The following is a 20,515-nucleotide window of genomic DNA, read 5'->3' on the forward strand; positions in this document are numbered from 1 at the left end:
CATGAGAAGCATGCTCGCTGCACCGTTGCCGCCCGCGCCGGGCGCGGACTCGTACGTCGCGCTCGACTTCGCGAACTCCGTGATCGCGCTGCCGGGTGGCCAGTACGTCGATCTGCTCGGCAGTCCCGCCTCCGTGAACGCGTGGCTCAGCGCGCACACGCTCGCTCCCGAGGACGCCGACGTCCAGGAACTGTGCGCAACCCAGCTCCGTGCGCTCCGCGAACACATCCGCTCGCTGTTCGCCGCGCGCGCCACCGACGTACCCGCGCTGCCCGCCGCGGTCGATGCTGTCAACAGCGCGCTCACCCTCGTCCCGACCACCGCGCTGCTGCGGTGGGACGACAAAACCGGCCCCTACCGCCAGGCCCCCTGCCCCACCAACGAGATCCTCGACCACGCGCTGGCGACCCTCGCCGCCAACGCTGCCGACCTGCTCACCGCGCCCGAAGCCGATCTCCTCACCACCTGCACCGCCACCCCCTGCAACCGCTACCTACTCCGCCACGGCCGAACCCACTGGTGCTCCACCCGCTGCGGCAACCGAGCCCGAGCCGCCCGCTCCTACGCCCGCCGCACTTCCCCGTCAGCGCAGTAGAACGGGGACGCCGGTTGCGGCGTCCCCGTTCTCAGTTGGTTGGGTTTGAGTTAGCTGGAGATTGGGCTGCCGGTGGGCAGAGCAGCAGCTTCCTCGTCTATGTCGGTTACGGCGCCGGTGAATTGGGCGTTGTAGAGGCGGGCGTAGGCGCCGTCGAGGGTCAGTAGTTGCTGGTGGTTGCCTTGCTCGACGATGGCGCCGTCTTCCATGACCAGGATCAGGTCGGCGTCGCGGATCGTCGACAGGCGATGGGCGATGACGAAGCTGGTGCGGTCGGACCTCAGGGCGGCCATGGCGCGTTGGACCAGGACCTCCGTGCGGGTGTCGACCGAGCTGGTGGCTTCGTCCAGGATCAGCAACTGCGGGTCGGCCAGGAACGCGCGGGCGATGGTGAGCAGCTGCTTCTCACCGGCGCTGACGTTGCTGCCTTCCTCGTCGATGACCGTGTCGTAGCCGTCCGGCAGGCTGTGGACGAAGCGGTCCACGTACGTCGCCTTGGCTGCCGCGAGCATGTCCTCCTCGGTGGCGTCCAGGTTCCCGTACAGGAGGTTGTCGCGGATCGTGCCGCCGAACAGCCAGGTGTCCTGCAGCACCATGCCGATCCGCGATCGCAGGTCGTGCCGGGTCAGCTCGGTGATGTCCACGCCGTCGAGCGTGATCTTGCCGCCGTTCAGCTCGTAGAAGCGCATGATCAGGTTCACCAGCGTGGTCTTGCCGGCGCCGGTCGGGCCGACGATCGCGACCGTCTGGCCGGGCTCGGCGACCAGGCTCAGATCGCTGATCAGCGGCTTCGCCGGGTCGTACGAGAACGAGACGTGCTCGAACTCGACCCGTCCCCGCGCGTCGGTGACCTTCTCCGGCGTCTCGTCCTCCGGCACCTGCTCCTCGGCATCCAGCACCTCGAACACCCGCTCGGCCGAGGCCACCCCCGACTGCAGCAAGTTCGCCATCGACGCGACCTGGGTCAGCGGCTGGGTGAACTGGCGCGAGTACTGGATGAACGCCTGCACATCACCCAGTGACATTGTGCCGGACGCGACCCGCAGACCACCGATGACCGCGATCACCACGTAGTTCAGGTTCCCGACGAACATCATCACCGGCATGATCAGGCCGGAGATGAACTGCGCACCGAACGCGGCCTGGTACAGCTCGTCGTTCTTCTTCGCGAAGTTCGCCTCGATCTCCTTCTGCCGGCCGAACACCTTCACCAGCTCGTGCCCGGTGAACGCCTCCTCGATCTGACCGTTCAGCGCACCGGTGTGCCGCCACTGCGCGACGAACCGGGCCTGCGACCGCTTCGCGATCACCGCGGTCAGCACCATCGAGATCGGGATCGAGATCAAGGCAATCAGCGCCAGCGTCGGCGAGACGACAAACATCATCGTCAAGACGCCGATCACGGTCAGCAGCGAGGTCAGCAGCTGGCTGAGGGTCTGCTGCAGGCTGGTCGAGATGTTGTCGATGTCGTTCGTCACCCGGCTGAGCAGTTCGCCGCGCGGCGCACCGTCGAAGTAGCTCAGCGGCAGCCGGTTCAGCTTGTCCTCGACGTCCGAGCGCAGGCTGAGGATGGTCCGCTGGACCACGCCGTTCAGGATGTAACCCTGTGCCCAGGACAGGAAGAACGCCCCGGCGTACAGCCCGAGCACCAGCAGCAGAACGTTGCGCAGGGCATCGAAATCGATGCCGACCCCCGGGATCAGGTCGATTCCCTGCAGCAGGTCCGCGAGCCGTCCGTTGCCCGAGGCCCGGGTCTGCTCGATCACCTGTGCCTTGCTGACTCCGCTCGGCAGGTGCTTGCCGATGGCGCCGGCGAAGATGATGTCGGTGGCCCGGCCGAGGATCTTCGGGCCGAGCACCGAGAGCCCGACGCTGAAGATCGCCAGCAGGATCACACCGGACACCTGCAACCGGTGCGGCCGCAGCCGGCCGAGCAGCCGCTTCGCCGACGGCAGGAAGTTCATGGACTTGTCGCCCGGGATACCACCCGGAGGCCCGAACGCCCGACCCGTGTTCGGCCGCTCGGTGGCCTTTACCGTCTCCTTGCCCTCCGGAGCGGCCTCTGTTTCCTCACTCATGCCGCCTCCTCCGCGGACCGCTGGGACTCGACGATCTCGAGGTACGTCGGACACGTGTCGAGCAGTTCCTCATGCCTGCCCGTGCCGACGATCGCGCCGTCCTCGATCACCACGATCTGGTCGGCGTCGATGATGGTCGAGACGCGCTGCGCCACGATGACCATGCAGGCGTCCCGGGTGACCGGCCGCAGCGCCGACCGGAGCCGCGCGTCGGTGGCCAGGTCGAGGGCCGAGAACGAGTCGTCGAACAGGTAGATCTCGGGTTTGCGGACCAGCGCCCGCGCGATCGCGAGCCGCTGCCGCTGACCGCCGGAGACGTTCGTGCCGCCTTGCGCGATCGGCGATTCCAGTCCTTCCGGCATCGCCTCGACGAAGTCGCGTCCTTGGGCGATCTCCAGCGCTTCCCACAGTTCGTCGTCGGTCGCGTCCGGGTTCCCGTACCGCAGGTTGCTCGCGACCGTTCCGGAGAACAGGTACGGGCGCTGCGGCACCAGGCCGATCCGCTCCCAGAGCGCCTCCGGCTCGATGTCGCGTACGTCGATGCCGTCCACGAGCACCCGCCCCTCGGTCGCGTCGAACAATCGGGGTACGAGCGACAGCAACGTGGTCTTGCCGGCGCCGGTACTTCCGATGATCGCGGTCGTCTGCCCCGGCGAGGCGGCGAAACTGATGTCACGCAGCACCGGCTCAGCAGCACCTGGGTACTTGAAGGATGCGTTCTCGAAGACCAGCTCGCCGCGACCGGTGAAGCTCGTGATCGGCGTGACCGGCGGGCGTACCGACGAGTCGGTGTCGAGCACCTCGGCGATCCGGTCCGCGCAGACCGAGGCGCGCGGCACCATGATCATCACGAACACACCCATCATCACCGAGAACAGGATCTGGATCAGGTAGCTCAGGAACGCGGTCAGCGCGCCGACCTGCATCTTCCCGTCCTCGATCCGGGAGGCACCGAACCACAGCACCGCGACGCTCGAGACGTTCAGGATCAGCATCACGGTCGGGAAGACCAGCGCCATCAGCCGGCCGGCCCGGATCGCGGTGTCGGTCAGGTTCTCGTTCGCTTCGCCGAACCGCTTGACCTCGTGCGGCTCGCGGACGAACGCGCGGACCACCCGGATACCGGTGATCTGCTCGCGCAGCACCCGGTTCACCCCGTCGATGTTCTTCTGCATCTTCCGGAACTGCGGGACCATCCGGCTCGCGATGAACCCGACGCTGATGGCCAGCAGCGGTACGGCGACCGCGACCAGCCAGGACAGGCCGACGTCCTGGCGAACCGCCATGATGATGCCGCCGACCATCGTGATCGGAGCCGCGACCAGCATCGTCGTGGTCATCACGACCAGCATCTGGATCTGCTGTACGTCGTTCGTGCTGCGCGAGATCAGCGTCGGCGCCCCGAACTGGTTCACCTCGCGGGCGGAGAACTCACCGACCCGGTGGAAGACCGCCGCCCGGACATCGCGCCCGAACAGCGCGGCTGTCTTCGCGCCGAAGTACACGGCGGTGATCGTGCAGGCGATCTGCAGCAGGCTGACGCCGAGCATCCAGCCGCCGGTCTGCATGATGTAGCTGGTGTCGCCCTTGGCCACACCGTTGTCGATGATGTCGGCGTTGAGCGTCGGCAGGTAGAGGGAGGCGATCGTCCCGATCAACTGCAGGACGACCACCAGGGACAGGTTTCCCGCGTACGGACGCAGGTGCGTACGCAAGACTCGAAGTAACATCAATCTTCCCCAGAGTCGTGATGACGGGCGCCTTCGAGCGCGAACTCGACGACGTCCTCGGAAGCCGGTGGCTGACCGGTGTGGCGCTTGCGGAGACCGTCGAACGCGAGGTCGACGATCTCCTCGGCGGTCAGCGCGTGGCCGCCGGAAATCATCGGATGGGTGGCGGAGAAGGTGAGCAGCCCGATCATCCGGACCACCTCCTCCGGTGGCAGCCGGAGCTGGTCCGCGTCCGGGCGGAGCAGATCGGCGAACGCGGCGTTGGTCAGGTCGGACTGGCGCTTGCGGCGCGCCTCATCCATCGGGGTCTGTTTCAGGTCCGGCGGCCGGCGCAGCCGCATCGCGACCATCAGGCGGAAGATCCGGCGCAGCAGCGTCTGGCTCGCCTCGACCGCGGCGATGGTCCGCTCCCGCAGCGGCAGCGACCGGTCGACCCGCTCCAGCGCGGTGATCACGTCACTGGTGTCCATCGCGGTCGCCATCACCGCCTGCAGCAACGCGTCCTTGCTGCCGAAGGCGCGGAAGATCGTGCCTTCGGCGACGCCGGCCGCTTCGGCGATCCGCTTGGTGCTGACCTCCGGGCCGAACTCCTCCAGCAACGGCAGTGTCGCCTCGACGATCGCGGCGCGCCGCTCCTCGGGTGGCAGTGGGGTTGCTCGTGGACTCACGCGCTCCACGATAACTGAGTGAGTACTCACTCACAACTACGCACAGGCTCCGCCGCGAGCATGAGTGAGTACTCACTCACAAGTAGATTTTGACTCTCGCGCTTGGCGCCTGCTCCGCCGTCCACGGCCCCCGCCGAGTGTTCACGCCCCGGCAGTTGCCCGCGCTCCGGCAGGCTGACGCACCGACCCTGCAACCGCGATCGCGCCCGGCCGTGCTCGCAGCGGACAATCGGCAGCTCGACAGGTAGTGCACCCCCGAGACGCCGTACACCCCGACCCCTTCACGCTCAAGTGCACTACCCACCCAACCCACACGTCCTGTCCACCCGCCCACAACACGACACTGCATCGTCGCGAGAGCCTTTCCGGGCCGGGCAGGAGCTTTTCTGGCGCTATTCCAGCAAAAGGCTCCACTAGCATCCCGACGACCTTCGGGCCCCCGTTCCAGGTGACCCACACATCAGTCACGAGAGCCGGGGGTTTCGCTCGTCCTCGTACCGTACAATGTACGGAGATTGCCCGGGGGTTGACCTCTACATTGCTCGAGGTTCTAGCGTCGGGTTTTGTCGGTGGTGTCCGGAATCATCGACAGTCCCGACCGATCGATTCAGCGGAGCCCAGCTGTGAGTATGGAAATGACCGCGTGGAACTCGATGTACCACGCGATGCACGCGCAGGACGAGAAACGGCCGTTCTCCCGCGCGACGCTGCGCCGGATCCTCGCGTTCGCGCGGCCACACCGCAAACACCTGATCTGGTTCCTGGTGCTGAGCACCGGCGGCGCCGTGCTGGCCGTCGCGACGCCGATCCTGGCCGGCAACGTGGTCAACGCGATCGTCGACGGCAAGGCCTTCAGCGTCGTGCTGCAGCTGTCCCTGCTGATCGCGCTGATCGCGGTCGCCGAGGCCGCGCTCGGGCTGTTCACCCGCTGGCTGTCGGCGAGTATCGGCGAAGGCCTGATCCTGGATCTGCGGACCGCGGTCTTCGACCACATCCAGCGGATGCCGATCGCGTTCTTCACCCGGACCCGCACCGGCGCGCTGGTCTCCCGGCTGAACAACGACGTGATCGGCGCCCAGCGCGCGTTCAGCGACACGTTGTCCGGCGTGGTCAGCAACCTGGTCGTGCTCGTGCTGACGCTGATCGTGATGCTGCGGGTGTCCTGGCAGATCACGCTGCTCGCGCTGGTCATCCTGCCGATCTTCGTCATCCCGGCCCGCCGGTTCGGGTCGCGGCTGGCCGGCCTGCAGCGGGAGGCCGCCAACTACAACGCCACCATGAGCACGCAGATGACCGAGCGGTTCTCCGCGCCGGGCGCGACGCTGGTCAAGCTGTTCGGCCGGCCGGCCCGGGAGTCGTCCGAGTTCGCGATCCGGGCCCGGCGGGTGCGGGACATCGGCGTCCGGACGGCGATGGTGCAATGGATCTTCGTCACCGCGCTGACCTTGGTGTCGGCGCTGGCGCTGGCGGTCGTGTACGGGCTTGGTGGCTTCCTCGCCTTGCGGCATCAGCTCGACGCGGGTGCGGTCGTCTCGATGGCGCTGCTGCTGACCCGGTTGTACTCGCCGCTGACCGCGCTCGCGAGCGCGCGGCTCGAGGTGATGACCGCGCTGGTCAGCTTCGAGCGGGTCTTCGAGGTGCTGGATCTGGAGCCGCTGATCAAGGACAAGCCGGACGCCGGGCGCGTGCCGGAAGGACCGGTCTCGGTCGAGTTCGACGCGGTCAGCTTCGCGTACCCGTCGGCGGACAAGGTGTCGCTGGCGTCGCTCGAAGAGGTCGCGAAGCTCGACACTCGGGGCGGCGTCGAGGTGCTGCACGAGGTGTCGTTCCGGGCCGAGCCAGGGCAGATGATCGCGCTGGTCGGGTCGTCCGGCGCCGGCAAGTCGACGATCGCCCAGCTCCTCCCGCGGCTGTACGACGTGGACTCGGGTGTGGTGCGACTGGCCGGCACCGACGTACGCGACGTGTCCGCGGAATCGTTGCGCGAGACGCTCGGGATGGTCACGCAGGACGGCCACCTCTTCCACGACAGCATCCGGGAGAACCTGTTGCTCGCCCGTCCCGAAGCCTCCGAAGACGAGGTGTGGGACGCGTTGGAGCGGGCGCGGCTGGGCGAGCTCATCCGTTCGCTGCCGGATCAGCTGGACACCGTCGTCGGCGAGCGCGGGTACCGGTTGTCCGGTGGTGAGCGGCAGCGGCTGACCATTGCCCGGTTGCTGCTCGCGCAGCCCCGGGTGGTGATCCTCGACGAGGCGACCGCGGCGCTCGACTCGACCAACGAGGCGGCCGTGCAGGCAGCGCTGACCGAGGCGCTCGCGGGGCGTACGGCGGTGGTGATCGCGCACCGGTTGTCGACGATCCGCGCGGCCGACCAGATCCTGGTGATCGAGGACGGCCGGATCGTCGAACGCGGCCGGCACACGGAACTCCTCACCGCTCGCGGACGTTACGAAGAGCTGTACCGGACCCAGTTCGACCAGCCGGGGGCGGAAGGCGCGCCGCTTCCGGTCTGAGCAGCACCGCATCACTGACCATTCGAACTACGCGGATTCGCACCAGGACGAGGAGGTCGCCGGCTTGGCGGTCACGGGGCAGGAACTGGCAGGCTACGCGGCGGTTTTCCGTCCATCCGATCCACCCCGGGAAGGCCGGATCGCCTTCTGGGACCCCGACGGCGGCCCGCTGCCCACCGGGCTCGGCGACCACGTGGATCTGACCACCGAGCAGACCGTCGTCCGGGCGGTCGAGCTTCCGGTGAGTGAGGCGGTCGGCGTCCTCGGACGGATGCGCCGGGCGGCCGGTGCCCATCCATCAGCGGCGTTCTGGGGCGGTGCCGCGCTGGTCGCGCTGCAGCTGGTTGCCCGGGGCAAGCTCCTCCCGGGCGTCTCCCCCGCCGGTCATGACGCCTGGCGGGTCGGCCCGCTCGATCCCGACGACATCACCCGCGTACTCACCCTGGCCGAAGCCATGCCGCCATCAGCCCGCGCACTCCCCGCCGCTGAGACGGGTGCGCGGGTGCCGGTGGCGGAGGAGCTGCTGCGGGAGTTCCTCGACGCGGTCGCCGACGGGATGCCACGGTCGCCCGCCGCCGCGAAGGCACATCAGACCGACCTGTTCACCGCGAAGGCGCCGCAGCGCGCCGACCGGTTGCGCGGGTGGGCCGACGAGGTGTCGGCCGGGCTCGACAGCGGCGTACGGATCTCGCTGCGGATCGAGATGACCGAGTCACTGAACTTCGCGGCCATCGTCCAGCTGCACAGTTTGAAGGACCCGACCCTCGTCCGCGACGCGGATGACGTGTGGTCGGACGACGTACCGGGCTTCGGCCCACGGGCACGGATCGACGCAACGCTCGCGATCCGGCGCGCCGCGCGGGTGTGGCAACCACTGACCCGGCTGCTCGACTCCCCCGTGCCGGACCAGATGGAGCTGGCCGACGAGGACGTGGCCGACCTGCTGGCCGGTTCGGGACAACGGCTCACTGCGGCGGGCGTCGACCTGCACTGGCCGCGCAGCCTCGGTCGCAAGCTGACCGCACGGGCTGCGATCACCTCGGCCGACGGACCGCCGAGCAATCTGCCGAGCTTCTTCGGCGGTCAGACCACGCTCGACTTCAGCTGGCAGGTGGCGCTCGGCGACGACCCGTTGTCCGAGGCCGAGCTCGACCAGCTGGCCGAGGCGACGCGGCCGGTCGTACGGCTGCGGGATCAGTGGATGCTGATCGACCCCGAGCTCGCCCGCAAGGCCCGCGAACGCATCCTCAAACCGGTCACCGCGATCGACGCGCTGGGGGCCGCGCTGACCGGTACCACCGAGGTCGACGGCCGGCAGGTCACCGTCACCCCGACCCGCTGGCTGGAGGACCTGCGCGCCCGGATCGCGGATCCGGAGCGCGCCGACGAGCCGATCGAAGCGCCGGCCGGGCTGCAGGCGACATTGCGGGACTACCAGCTCCGCGGCGTGCGGTGGCTGTCCCGGATGACCTCGCTCGGCCTCGGCGGCTGCCTCGCCGACGACATGGGTCTCGGCAAGACGATCACGCTGATCTCCTTGCACCTTCATCGTCAGCAGTCCGCTGATACGGCCGGGCCGACGCTCGTCGTCTGTCCGGCGTCACTGCTGGGCAACTGGGAGCGCGAGGTTCAGCGCTTCGCACCCGGCACACCAGTACGGCGCTTCCATGGCACTGCTCGTTCGCTGGACGATGCCCAAGACGGCTTCGTGCTGACGACGTACGGGACGCTCCGGCGCGACGCCGTACGCCTCGCCGATCATCGGTGGGGGCTGGTCGTCGCGGACGAAGCGCAGCACGTGAAGAATCCCTCCTCCGGTACGGCGAAGGCGCTTCGTACGGTGCCGGCCTTGTCGCGGGTGGCGTTGACGGGGACGCCGGTTGAGAACAACCTGTCCGAGTTGTGGGCGATCCTCGACTGGACCACGCCGGGCCTGCTCGGGCGGCTCAGCACGTTCCGGAACCACTGGGCGACCCCGATCGAAGCGGACAAGGACGAGGAGGTCGCGGCGCGGCTGGCGACTCTCGTACGCCCGTTCCTGCTGCGGCGCCGCAAGTCGGACCCGGGGATCGCGCCGGAGCTGCCGCCGAAGACCGAGACCGATCAGCCGGTGTCGCTCACCCGCGAGCAAGTGGTGTTGTACGAGGCAACCGTCCGCGAGCTGATGGCCGACATCGAGGCCAGCGATCAGATGGCGCGCCGCGGAAAGATCGTCAAGCTGCTCACCGGGCTGAAGCAGATCTGCAACCACCCGGCGCAGTACCTGAAGGAGCCGGACGAGGCCCGGTTGAGCGGGCGGTCCGGGAAGCTCGAGCTGCTCGACGAGTTGCTGGAGACGATCGTCGCCGAGGACGGCGCGGTGCTCGTGTTCACACAGTACGTGGCGATGGCGCGACTGCTCGAACGGCATCTCGCCGACCGCGGCATTCCCAGCCAGCTGCTCCACGGGGGTACGCCGGTGGCGCGGCGCGAGGAGATGGTCGACCGCTTCCAGGCCGGTGAGGTACGGGTGTTCCTGCTGTCCTTGAAGGCGGCCGGCACCGGGCTGAACCTGACGCGCGCCGACCATGTCGTGCACTACGACCGGTGGTGGAATCCGGCCGTCGAAGATCAGGCGACCGACCGGGCGTACCGGATCGGGCAGACGCGGCCGGTGCAGGTGCACCGGCTGATTGCCGAAGGCACCATCGAGGACCGGATCGCGGCGATGCTCGCGACCAAACGGGAGCTGGCCGAGGCCGTGCTGACTGGTGGCGAGGCGGCGCTGACCGAGCTGTCGGACGCCGAGCTGGCCGACTTGGTCGAGCTCCGCGCCGACCGTTCGGCACTGGCCGGATCGACGCTGGGATCGACGCTGGCCGGATCGACACAGGGCGGACGTGTGCGGGGAGGTGCGCGATGAGTGCGGTGCGTGGGTTCCCGGCGTTCGCCGCGTCGAGTGCGCAGGCGCGGAGTACGCGCGGGCGGTCGTGGTGGGCGCGGGCCTGGGTGCAGGCGATGGAGGACACCTCGCTCGACAACGGCCAGTTGAAGAAAGGCCGCCGGTACGCGAACTCGGGACAGGTCGGCACCATCACGGTCAGCGCCGGGCGGATCGCCGCGACCGTGTACGCGCCGGAGGACACGTACGAGTCGGTCGTCCAGGTTGACGAGTTGGATGCGGAGGACTGGCGGCGGTTTCTGGAGCAGGTCGCGGCGCGGGCGGGACACATCGCGGCCTTGCTTGATGGCGAAATGCCGCATGACCTGGTCGAGGCGGCGGCGGACGCTGGGGTGGCGTTGCTGCCTGGGATCGGGGATCTCGATCCGAGTTGTACGTGTGACGCGTGGGAGCTGCCGTGCCAGCATGCGGCTGCGCTTTGTTACCAGGTTGCGTGGTTGCTGGACGCGGATCCGTTCGTGCTCCTGTTGCTGCGCGGGCGCACGCGGGAGGACATCCTGGCCGAGCTGCAGCGCCCCGCGGCTGGTGGTGAACACACGCCGGGCGACGTGGCGAGTGGTGAGCGTGCTGGGGGCAGCGACGGTGCTGGGGTTTTGGTGGCTGAGGTGCTTGCGGCGACGCCAGGCGAGTTGCCGGACGTGCCTGAGTTGCCCGGCAAGATCGGGCTCGATCAGCTGCCGGTCGTAGCGATTGAGCCGCCCGATGGGGTCGGGCCGGCGGTGCTCCAGCTCCTCGTACTCGACGCTGCCCGGCGCGCTCGCGCCGTCCTCAATGCGCTCCTGCACAACACCGCGGAGCCGGCACCGCTCGACGAATGGCAGGACACGATCCGCCTCGCCGCTGACTTCCCGGAGCTCGCCGCGCCATTGACTGCGGCGACCGGGCGGGAGCTTGCCCTCGGCATCCAAGCCTGGCGGTACGGCGGCGCACCCGGGCTCGACGTCCTCGAACACACCTGGACCCCCGACCCCGCCGACCTCAACCGCGCCCGCACCGAACTCCAAGCCACCGACGACCAGCTGACCATCACTACAACCGCCAACCACCTCACCATTACCCCTGACCTTCAGCTGCGGCTGGATCGCCTCGGGCGGTGGCATGCGTACCGGCTGATCGGCGAGGTGTGGACGCCCGCGGCGCCGGCGTCCGCCGATCCGCTCTCGGCGTTCGCCGCCGAGTGGTAACGCCCGAGTGGTGATGCGGAGTGCTTCGAGGTCTTCGTCGGGTGGTAAATCGGCTGCGCGGGTGCGAGCGGACCCGCTAAGGTAGCTGTCAGCTTCGGAGGAAGAAGGAGGTGGAGTTGATGACCGCGCGATTTCGCGCCGCCGCACGTCCGGTGGCGTACACGGTCATGCAACTCACCTTCTGAACTCCGAAAGGGACCTCCGTTGTCCAACCTTTCTTGGCACACCCGCGTCGAGACCCCGGCTGACGTCGAGCCGCTCCGCGACATCACCCGCGCCGCCTTCGGCCGCGAGCTCGAGGTCGACTATCTGGACGCGCACCGCGACCACCCGATCGCGTGGATTCCGGGCCTGTCGTTCGTGGCGACCACCCCGGACGACCAGCCGATCGCGTACGCGCTGCTGACCCGCTGTCACGTCGGTGACGTGCCGGTGCTGTCACTCGGCCCGGTCGCGGTCCTTCCCGAGCATCAGGGTGGCGGCGCCGGTGGCGCGGCGATCCGGGCCGCGCTGGCGGTCGCGCACACCCGCACCGAGCCCGCGATGATGGTGCTCGGTCACAAGGAGTACTACCCGCGGTTCGGCTTCCGGCAGGCTACCGAGTTCGGTATCCACCATCCGGAGTACGACGGACCGCACTTGATGGCGCTCGCGCTCGGTGACCACAAGGTGCCGGCCGGACTGCTGACGTACCCCGTCACCACCTGACCGACGCCCATCCAGCCCGAGGACCCGGCCCCCGCCGGGTCCTCGCGGCGGCCAAGCGGCAGGTAGTAAAAGGTTCCTTCGAACTCGCCGAATCACTTGCGCACGCTCCTTGTATACATGAAACAGTCGGCAGAACCGCCTACTCAGGAGCACGCGATGACTCGTCGACTGCCGCCCACCCTGAACCGATTCATCCCGAGTACCAGGCGTCACCGACTGGCCGGGGCCAGTGCGGCGATCGTCGCGCTGGTCCTGGCCGGCACCGCCTGCTCGCCGGTGCAGCCGGCCGGAGACAACCCGTCGGCCGGCGGCCAGTCGGCCGCTGGTCAGGACGTTTTCGGCGACGCCGCCGACGCGGCCCAGGTCAAGTCCGGCGGTACGCTCACCGTCGCGCTGTCGGCCGATCCGGACAAGCTCGACCCGACGCTGTCGCGCAGTCTGTACTCGCGGTACGTCTTCCACACCATGTGCGAGAAGCTCTACGACCTCGGTCCGGACGCGAAGGTCGTACCGCAACTCGCGACCGCGCTGCCGACGATCGCCGCGGACGGCCGTACGCTCACCATCCCGCTCAAACAAGGCGTGAAGTTCGCCGACGGTACGGCCTTCGACGCCAATGCGGTGAAGACCTCGCTGAACCGCCACCTGACACTGGCCGGTTCGGCGCGGAAGAGTGAGCTCGGCCCGATCACCTCGATCGACACCCCAGATCAGCAGACCGTCCTGATCAAGCTGTCCAAGCCGTTCGCGCCGCTGACCGCCGCGCTCGCCGACCGGGCCGGCATGGTGCTCAGCCCGGACGCGGTCACCAAGCTCGGCGCCAACTTCGCCGCCGCGCCGGTCTGCGTCGGCCCGTTCAAGTTCGCCAGCCGGGTCGCGCAGAACTCGATCAAGGTCGTCAAGGACCCGCAGTACTACGACGCGGCGAAGGTCCATCTCGACGGGATCGAGTACCGGATCATCACCGACTCCAGTATCCGCTCGGCCAACCTCAAGTCCGGCGACGCCCAGGTCGCGGACTCACTGTCGACGCAGGACGCGCCGGAGCTGCAGAAGGACGACGGCCTCAGCGTGCTGCAGTCCCAGTCGCTCGGCTACCAAGGCCTGACCGTCAACATCGGGAACGCCAACGGCGTCGGCAACCCGCTGAACCAGCTCGACACCCCGATCGCCAAGGACCCTCGAGTACGGCAGGCGCTGGCGTTGTCGATCGACCGCGAGGCGCTGGTGAAGTCGATCTTCAACGGCCTGAACACGGTCGCCTGTTCGCCGGTGTCACCGAAGAGCGAGTTCAGCTCCGAGGCGGCGCAGGTCTGCCCGGCGCACGATCCGGCCAAGGCGAAGCAGTTGCTGGCGGACGCGGGCGCGAGCACGCCGTACAAGATCGAGATGATCACGTCGAACAACCCGGACAGCCTGCGGCTCGCGCAAGCCCTGCAGGGCATGGTGAAGGAAGGTGGTTTCGACCTCGTCATCAAGCCGGTCGAGTACGCCGCGCTGCTCGATCAGCAAGACCGCGGTGACTTCCAACTGCTCCAACTCGGCTGGTCCGGCCGGGTCGACCCCGACGCCAACATCTACAACTTCGTCGGTACGACCGGCAGCCAGAACGTCTCCGGGTACAGCAACCCCGATCTCGACAAACTGCTCACCGACGCCCGGCAGGCCACTGACCAGGCGCAACGCGTGAAGCTGTACGGCGACGTGGTCACCAAGCTGCAGCAGGACGACCCGATCATCTACCTGTACCGGCAGCGCAATCTGACCGGCGTCTCCAAGAAGCTCCTCGGCATCCAGGTGTACCCCGACGGCGTCATCCGCACCGCCTTCGCCGGGTTCGCCAAGTGAGGCGCTACCTCCTCAACCGGTTGTGGCAGTCGGCGGTGACGCTCGTCCTCGCGACGATCGTCGTCTTCGCCGGGGTGCGCGCGCTGCCGGGCGATCCCGCGCTGGCGCTTGCCGGGGAGGATCGGGATCCGGAGTCGTTGCGCGCGATCCGGGAGCAGTACGGGCTCGATCAGTCGTGGCTCGTGCAGTTCTGGCAGTTCGTCAGCCATGCGGCGCGGGGCGATCTCGGGCAGTCGATTCGCACCGGGGCGCCGGTACGCTCGATGATCGTCAGCGCGCTACCGGTGACGATCGAGCTGTCCGTCCTCGCGATCCTGATCGCGGGCATCGTCGGGGTCGGCGCCGGCGTGGTCGCCGCGGTACGGCGCGGCCGCCCGGCGGAGTGGGCCGCCAACGCGCTCGCGCTGCTCGGCCTGTCGGTGCCGCACTTCTGGCTCGGCCTGATGGCGATCCTGTACCTGTCCGTCGCCCTCGGTCTCTTTCCGGCTTCCGGCTTCGTCCCGTTCTTCACCAACCCGATCGCGAACCTGCACCACCTGATCCTGCCTTCGCTGATCCTCGGCACCGGGCTGGCCGCCGTCATCATGCGGCAGACCCGGTCATCGATGCTGGACGCACTGTCGGCCGACTACATCCGGACCGCGGAAGCCAAGGGCCTCCGGCCGGCCGCGGTGATCGGCAAGCATGCACTGCGGAACAGCCTGATCGTCGTGGTCACCGTCGTCGGTTTGCAGCTCGGCGCACTGATCTCCGGTGCGGTCGTGACCGAACGGATCTTCGCGCTGCCCGGCTTCGGCAAGCTCACCGTCGACGCCGTCTTCCAGCGCGACTATCCGGTCATCCAGGCCGTCGTCCTGGTCACCGCGACCGCGTACATCGTCATCAACCTCCTGGTCGATCTCCTGTACTCGGTCATCGACCCAAGAATCCGCGTACGAGGTGAAGCGTGATGACTATTGCCGTCAGCAACCGACGCCGCGTCGTCCGCCGAATCCGGCGCAACCCACTGGCGCTCACCGGTCTCGCGGTCCTGGTCCTCGCAATCGTGCTCGCGCTGTTCGCGAACTGGCTGGCACCACACGAACCCACCCAGACCCAGCTCAACCGCGCCTTCCAGCCGCCAGGCACCGCCGGCTACCTCCTCGGTACGGATGACCTCGGCCGCGATGTGCTGTCCAGGATCATGTTCGGCCTCCGCGCTTCGCTGCACGTCGGTCTGCTCGCGGTCGCGTTCTCGCTGGTGATCGGCGTGCCGCTCGGACTCATCGCCGGGTACTTCCGGCCGATCGACGCGCTGATCTCCCGGCTGACCGATCTCGTGCTGGCGTTCCCGTTCCTGATCCTCGCGGTCGGGCTGGCCGCGATCCGCGGCGCGAGTCTGGGCAACGCGGCAATCGCGATCGGGATCGCACAGATCCCCGGCATGATCCGGATCGTCCGCTCGGAGACGCTCCGGCTGAAGTCGCTGGACTTCGTCGCGGCCGCGGTGGTCGAGGGCGCGAGCGACGCCTGGGTGCTGGCCCGGCACATCCTGCCGAACGCCGGCTCGGCGATCATCGTCCAGGCGACCGTCGGCATCCCGGCCGCGATCCTCGGCGAGGCGGTGCTGTCCTTCCTCGGGCTCGGCATCCAGCCGCCGGCGCCGAGCCTCGGCACCATGCTCGCCGACGCGCAGCAGTTCGCGGCCCGCGCCCCGTGGGCGGCGGTGATGCCCGGCGTCGCGATCATGCTGCTCACGCTGGCGTTCAACATCGTCGGCGACAGCCTCCGTGACGCCCTCGACCCGAAGGCGAGCCGCCGATGAACGCCGTCCTCACCGTGTCCGACTTGTCCGTCACCTTCCGCACCGAGGACGGACCGCTGTCGGCGGTCGACCGGGTCAGTCTCGAGGTCGGTGACGGCGAGGTGCTTGCGGTCGTCGGCGAGTCCGGCTGCGGGAAGAGCGTCACCGCGATGAGCATCGCCGGTCTCCTCCCCCGCACCGCGACCGTCGGTGGTTCAGTACGCCTCGGTGACACCGAGCTGATCGGCGCCGGCAAACGGACGCTCCGCTCGGTGCGCGGGCGCGAAGTGGCGTACATCTTCCAGGAGCCGATGACCTCGCTGAATCCGGTGTTCACCGTCGGCCACCAGATCACCGAGGTCCTTCGTACGCATATCGGCCTCGGTCGTCAGGCCGCGCGGGCCCGCGCGATCGAGCTGCTCAAGCTCGTCGGCATCCCCTCCGCCGAGCGCCGCGTCAGCGACTACCCGCACCAGCTTTCGGGCGGGATGCGGCAGCGGGTGATGATCGCGATGGCCGTCGCGTGCGACCCGAAAGTGCTGATCGCCGACGAACCGACGACCGCCCTCGACGTGACCATCCAGGCCGGGATTCTGGACGTACTCCGCGGTCTGCGCGAGCGCCTCGGGACGAGCATTGTGCTGATCACTCACGACCTCGGCGTCGTCGCTGATCTCGCCGACCGGGTCGCGGTGATGTACGCGGGCCGCGTGGTCGAGACTGCCGAAGTGCATGACCTGTTCGCGCGGCCCAGGCACCCGTACACGACCGGTCTGCTCGGCGCATCGCCCGCGGCCGGGCGGCACGCGGGATCGCACCGGCTGAACGAGATCCCCGGCCTCGTCCCGGTGCTGACCGAGCAGCCCGACGCGTGTACGTTCGCCGACCGCTGCGACCGGGCGATCGACACGTGTGGGTCGTCCCAGCCGCAACTGACTTCTGGTACGCACCGGGTCGCGTGCTGGAATCCGGTACGAGAAGAGGTGGAGGCGCTATGACCGACCTCGCGCTCGAAGTAGAGGACCTGGTGATGCACTTCGGACCGGTCCGCGCGGTGGATGGGGTGACGCTGCGGATTCGCCCGGGTTCAGTGGTTGCACTGGTTGGCGAGAGCGGGTCCGGAAAGTCGACGGTCGGTCGGTGCATCGTCCGGTTGCTCGAGCCGACCGGCGGAACGGTCCGGGTAGCCGGGGCGGAGATCACCCATCTCAACCGGCGCCAGCTCCGGGCGCATCGGCGCAACGTCTCCATCGTGTTCCAGGACCCGGCGGGCTCGCTGGACCCGCGGTTCTCGGTCGGGGACATCGTCGGCGAACCGCTCCGGCTGACGCGGCAGAAGGACACTGGCACCAAGGTCGCCGAGGCGCTGCGGCGGGTCGGGCTGCGTCCTGAGGTTGCGCAGCGCGCGCCGCATGAGTTGTCCGGCGGGCAGCGTCAGCGGGTCAGTATTGCCCGCGCGCTGATCTCCGAACCGCGGCTTTTGGTGGCCGACGAGCCGACGAGTGCGTTGGACGTGTCGGTGCAGGCTGCCGTACTCAATCTGCTCGCTGACCTGCAGCGGGACCTCGGGTTCGCGTGTTTGTTCATCACGCACGACTTGTCCGCGGTGGAGTACCTGGCGGATGTGGTCGCGGTGATGTACCTCGGGCAACTGGTCGAGCAAGGACCGCGGGAACAGATCTTCGCGCGGCCGGCCCACCCGTACACGCAGGCGCTGCTGTCCGCGGCGCCCGTACCCGATCCGGCCGAGCAGCGCGCCCGCCGGCCGGTCCTGCTCGGCGACGATCTGCCGTCGGCGATCGATCCGCCGCCCGGCTGCCGTTTCCACACCCGTTGCCCGGTCGCGATCGACACCTGCCGGACAGTCGTGCCGGAACCTCGCACGATCGGCGAAGGTGGACATCAAGTCGCCTGTCATCTCGTCGAGGCCGACGGCAGCGGACCAGACGTACGACCAACCGAAGGAGTCGCCCGATGACGTTCACCACCCGGCCCACGCTGCGGGGCACGTTCGGGATGGTCTCGTCCACGCATTGGCTGGCGTCGCAGTCGGCGATGCGCATCCTGGAGCTCGGCGGGAACGCGTTCGACGCGGGCGCGGCCGCCGGGTTCGTGCTGCATGTGGTCGAGCCGCACCTCAACGGGCCTGGTGGCGAGGTTCCAGCGATCATTGCGACCGCGGACGATCCCACGCCGCGGGTGTTGTGCGGCCAGGGCGTCGCTCCGGCGGGTGCCACGATCGAGCACTACCGGTCGCTTGGGCTGACGCTGGTTCCCGGTTCCGGTCCGCTCGCCGCGACGGTGCCTGGTGCGGTCGATGCGTGGTTGCTGCTGCTGCGTGATCGCGGGACGCTGCCGCTGCGCGTCGTACTGGAGCCGGCCATTGAGTACGCGCGCAACGGCCACCCGCTCGTACCGCGCGTCGCGGAGACGATCGCGACCGTGCAGCAGCTGTTCGAGGAGCACTGGCCGACTTCCGCGGCGCTCTGGTTGCGGGACGGGCGACCGGCGACCGGACGGTTCCGCAACGAGGCGTACGCCGCGACGCTCGAACGGCTGGTGACCGAAGGCGAAGCCGCCGGGACCGATCGGGTGGCCCAGCTCGAAGGGGCGCGGAAGGCTTGGCGGGAGGGGTTTGTCGCGGAGGCGATCGACAAGTTCTCCCGGTTGCCGCATCGGGATTCGAGTGGGGCCGATCATGCCGGGCTGGTGACCGGCGCAGATCTGGCCGCGTTCGAGGCGACTTGGGAGGACGCGGCAACGTACGACTGGAACGGCTACACGGTCGCCAAGACCGGTCCATGGGGTCAAGGTCCTGCGCTGCTGCAGTCGCTGGCCGTACTCGCGGCACTTGGCGACGTCGATCTGGACAGCGCGGACGGTGTACACGCCACCGTCGAGGCGATGAAGCTGTCGTACGCCGACCGCGAGGCCTGGTACGGCGACGGCGCCGACGTACCGCTGGACACGCTCCTCTCCCCCGCGTACGCCGCCGAACGCGCGAAGCTGATCGGATCTGAGGCCGCTTTCGACCTTCGCCCCGGCCGCCCCGACGGTCGTGAACCGCGCTTGCCGTCAATTGCCACCAGCAACGAATCCGGCGACGCGACGACCGGCGAGCCGACCGTGTCCGCGACCGGAGTCACTCGTGGCGACACCTGCCATGTCGATGTGATCGACCAGTGGGGCAACCTGATCTCGGCGACGCCGAGCGGTGGGTGGCTGCAGTCGTCGCCGACGATCCCCGAGCTGGGGTTCTGTCTCGGCAGCCGGGCGCAGATGTTCTGGCTGGAGGACGGACTGCCGGCCTCGCTTGTTCCCGGCAAACGACCGCGCACCACGCTCACCCCGACGCTCGTACTGCGTGACGGCGAGCCCGTGATGGCGTGCGGATCACCCGGCGGGGACCAGCAGGATCAATGGCAACTGCTTTTCCTGCTTCGCCACCTCGGCGCCGGGATGGACCTCCAGGAGGCGATCGACGCACCGGCCTGGCACACCACCGGGTTCCCGTCGTCGTTCTATCCGCGGGCAAGCGAACCGGGTGGCTTGGTGATCGAGAGCCGCGTCGCGAAGCACATCCGCGACGAGCTCGTACGCCGCGGGCATGTCGTCACCGAGTCCGATCCGTGGAGCCTTGGCCGGTTGTGCGCCGTACGCAAGGAAGCGGACGGCGTCCTGGCCGCGGCCGCGAACCCGCGCGGTATGCAGGGCTACGCGGTCGGTCGCTGACCGAGGGCCGCCTGCGCGGCGGCTTCGACGTGCAGGCGGGCGGCGGTGCTCGCGGCGGTGGCGTCGCCGGCCTCGATCGCGTCGACCAGGCGGACGTGTTCGCCGGACGAGTGCGGTGCGCGCTGCGCGGCGCCGACCCGGAAGACCCAGTGCACGTGGTGGTACATCGCGGCCGAGATCGAGTGCAGCCAGCGGTTCCCGCTGATCTCGATCACGGCCCGGTGGAACGCGCTGTTCAGCTCGGCGACCCGGTCGAAGTCGGCGGCCTCGGTCGCGACGTTCGCTTCCTCGATCAGGCGCCGCAGCTGGGCGATCCCCTCGGCCGTGGCCCGCTCCGCCGCCAGCCCGGCGGCGAGCGTTTCGAGCTGCTGCCGGACGGCGAACAGGTCGCGCACCGCGGTCTCGTCGAGGGTCGCGACGACCGCACCACGGCGCGGCAGGATCTGCACGAAGCCCTCGGCCTCGACCACCCGCAGCGCTTCGCGGACGGGGTTCCGTGACACTCCGAAGTCGTCCGCCAGCCGGGTTTCGGTCAGCCGCTCACCCTGCTCGTACTCACCGTCGACGATCCGCCGCCGCAGCTCCGCGAGCACCTGCTCCCGGAGCGCCACGTGATCGGCCCCGATCGTGCGCACGCTCAGGCCGCCATCGACCACATCGCCCGCCGCGCCTGCCACCAAACCGTCCACCGTGCCGTCCACCATGCCGTTGGCCTCCACCCCTGGCTCCTCTCCC

Annotated in this window: 15 protein-coding genes; 11 read left to right on the forward strand and 4 right to left on the reverse strand. The window is 68.9% G+C overall.

The genetic code is table 11. From position 1 onward, the window contains the following. Positions 1-10: 10 nt before the first annotated feature. On the forward strand, positions 11-595 hold the full coding sequence (locus tag ABD260_RS12155; protein ID WP_344233541.1) for a CGNR zinc finger domain-containing protein: 585 nt from the start codon (positions 11-13) through the stop codon (positions 593-595). Positions 596-645: 50 nt separating this feature from the next. Here ABD260_RS12155 and ABD260_RS12160 read toward each other — a convergent pair whose 3' ends face one another. From ABD260_RS12160 to ABD260_RS12170, 3 genes are read right to left on the reverse strand one after another with little or no spacing between them, the layout of a single operon-like run. After that, positions 646-2,673 carry an ABC transporter ATP-binding protein gene (locus ABD260_RS12160; RefSeq protein WP_344233542.1) on the reverse strand — a complete coding sequence of 676 codons (2,028 nt, stop codon included), beginning with the start codon at positions 2,671-2,673 and terminating at the stop codon, positions 646-648. Then, positions 2,670-4,403, reverse strand: coding sequence for an ABC transporter ATP-binding protein (locus ABD260_RS12165; protein WP_344233543.1), 1,734 nt, complete (start codon positions 4,401-4,403; stop codon positions 2,670-2,672). Before ABD260_RS12165 ends, ABD260_RS12160 begins: the two co-directional genes overlap by 4 nt. After that, positions 4,403-5,071 carry a TetR/AcrR family transcriptional regulator gene (locus ABD260_RS12170; protein ID WP_344233544.1) on the reverse strand — a complete coding sequence of 223 codons (669 nt, stop codon included), beginning with the start codon at positions 5,069-5,071 and terminating at the stop codon, positions 4,403-4,405. Before ABD260_RS12170 ends, ABD260_RS12165 begins: the two co-directional genes overlap by 1 nt. A 635-nt stretch (positions 5,072-5,706) precedes the next feature. Between ABD260_RS12170 and ABD260_RS12175 the strand changes: the two genes are divergently transcribed. The 10 genes from ABD260_RS12175 to ABD260_RS12220 all read left to right on the forward strand — a co-directional run bounded on the left by ABD260_RS12175 (position 5,707) and on the right by ABD260_RS12220 (position 19,780). Beyond that, positions 5,707-7,584 carry an ABC transporter ATP-binding protein gene (locus tag ABD260_RS12175; protein WP_344233576.1) on the forward strand — a complete coding sequence of 626 codons (1,878 nt, stop codon included), beginning with the start codon at positions 5,707-5,709 and terminating at the stop codon, positions 7,582-7,584. Between the two features lie 64 nt (positions 7,585-7,648). After that, a complete protein-coding gene (locus ABD260_RS12180; RefSeq protein WP_344233545.1) occupies positions 7,649-10,486 on the forward strand; it encodes a DEAD/DEAH box helicase in 2,838 nt (945 codons plus the stop codon). Beyond that, entirely contained in the window at positions 10,483-11,709 is a 1,227-nt protein-coding gene (locus ABD260_RS12185; protein WP_344233546.1) for an SWIM zinc finger family protein, read from the forward strand. The genes ABD260_RS12180 and ABD260_RS12185 overlap by 4 nt, the downstream gene beginning before the upstream one ends. Positions 11,710-11,913: 204 nt before the next feature. Beyond that, positions 11,914-12,417, forward strand: a complete 504-nt coding sequence (locus ABD260_RS12190; RefSeq protein ID WP_344233547.1) for a GNAT family N-acetyltransferase — start codon at positions 11,914-11,916, stop codon at positions 12,415-12,417. Positions 12,418-12,573: 156 nt separating this feature from the next. Further along, a complete protein-coding gene (locus ABD260_RS12195; RefSeq protein WP_344233548.1) occupies positions 12,574-14,265 on the forward strand; it encodes an ABC transporter substrate-binding protein in 1,692 nt (563 codons plus the stop codon). After that, complete coding sequence (locus tag ABD260_RS12200; RefSeq protein ID WP_344233549.1) at positions 14,262-15,215, forward strand: ABC transporter permease; 954 nt, start codon at positions 14,262-14,264, stop codon at positions 15,213-15,215. Before ABD260_RS12195 ends, ABD260_RS12200 begins: the two co-directional genes overlap by 4 nt. Further along, on the forward strand, positions 15,215-16,069 hold the full coding sequence (locus ABD260_RS12205) for an ABC transporter permease (protein ID WP_344233550.1): 855 nt from the start codon (positions 15,215-15,217) through the stop codon (positions 16,067-16,069). The genes ABD260_RS12200 and ABD260_RS12205 overlap by 1 nt, the downstream gene beginning before the upstream one ends. Next, the gene (locus tag ABD260_RS12210; RefSeq protein WP_344233551.1) at positions 16,066-17,046 is read left to right on the forward strand and encodes an ABC transporter ATP-binding protein; all 981 of its coding nucleotides are present in this window, start codon (positions 16,066-16,068) and stop codon (positions 17,044-17,046) included. The genes ABD260_RS12205 and ABD260_RS12210 overlap by 4 nt, the downstream gene beginning before the upstream one ends. Further along, entirely contained in the window at positions 17,043-18,026 is a 984-nt protein-coding gene (locus tag ABD260_RS12215) for an ABC transporter ATP-binding protein (RefSeq protein ID WP_344233552.1), read from the forward strand. The genes ABD260_RS12210 and ABD260_RS12215 overlap by 4 nt, the downstream gene beginning before the upstream one ends. Continuing rightward, positions 18,023-19,780 carry a gamma-glutamyltransferase family protein gene (locus ABD260_RS12220; RefSeq protein ID WP_344233553.1) on the forward strand — a complete coding sequence of 586 codons (1,758 nt, stop codon included), beginning with the start codon at positions 18,023-18,025 and terminating at the stop codon, positions 19,778-19,780. Before ABD260_RS12215 ends, ABD260_RS12220 begins: the two co-directional genes overlap by 4 nt. On the opposite strand, the gene ABD260_RS12225 is transcribed toward ABD260_RS12220, so the two are convergent. Next, positions 19,762-20,499, reverse strand: coding sequence for a GntR family transcriptional regulator (locus ABD260_RS12225; RefSeq protein WP_344233554.1), 738 nt, complete (start codon positions 20,497-20,499; stop codon positions 19,762-19,764). The two genes, ABD260_RS12220 and ABD260_RS12225, sit on opposite strands and share 19 nt — an antisense overlap. Between the last annotated feature and the right edge of the window lie 16 nt (positions 20,500-20,515).

It is taken from the genome of Kribbella hippodromi, assembly GCF_039531045.1.
GTDB classification, from domain to species: Bacteria; Actinomycetota; Actinomycetes; order Propionibacteriales; family Kribbellaceae; genus Kribbella; species Kribbella hippodromi.

Bases quoted from the DNA above. Each gene is read 5' to 3' on its own strand.
- ABD260_RS12155 (WP_344233541.1), top strand. From the start codon at position 11: ATGCTCGCTGCACCGTTGCCGCCCGCGCCGGGCGCGGACTCGTACGTC.
- ABD260_RS12205 (WP_344233550.1), top strand. From the start codon at position 15,215: ATGACTATTGCCGTCAGCAACCGACGCCGCGTCGTCCGCCGAATCCGG.
- ABD260_RS12185 (WP_344233546.1), top strand. From the start codon at position 10,483: ATGAGTGCGGTGCGTGGGTTCCCGGCGTTCGCCGCGTCGAGTGCGCAG.
- ABD260_RS12175 (WP_344233576.1), top strand. From the start codon at position 5,707: ATGACCGCGTGGAACTCGATGTACCACGCGATGCACGCGCAGGACGAG.
- ABD260_RS12220 (WP_344233553.1), top strand. From the start codon at position 18,023: ATGACGTTCACCACCCGGCCCACGCTGCGGGGCACGTTCGGGATGGTC.
- ABD260_RS12215 (WP_344233552.1), top strand. From the start codon at position 17,043: ATGACCGACCTCGCGCTCGAAGTAGAGGACCTGGTGATGCACTTCGGA.
- ABD260_RS12210 (WP_344233551.1), top strand. From the start codon at position 16,066: ATGAACGCCGTCCTCACCGTGTCCGACTTGTCCGTCACCTTCCGCACC.
- ABD260_RS12165 (WP_344233543.1), bottom strand. From the start codon at position 4,403: ATGTTACTTCGAGTCTTGCGTACGCACCTGCGTCCGTACGCGGGAAAC.
- ABD260_RS12195 (WP_344233548.1), top strand. From the start codon at position 12,574: ATGACTCGTCGACTGCCGCCCACCCTGAACCGATTCATCCCGAGTACC.
- ABD260_RS12160 (WP_344233542.1), bottom strand. From the start codon at position 2,673: ATGAGTGAGGAAACAGAGGCCGCTCCGGAGGGCAAGGAGACGGTAAAG.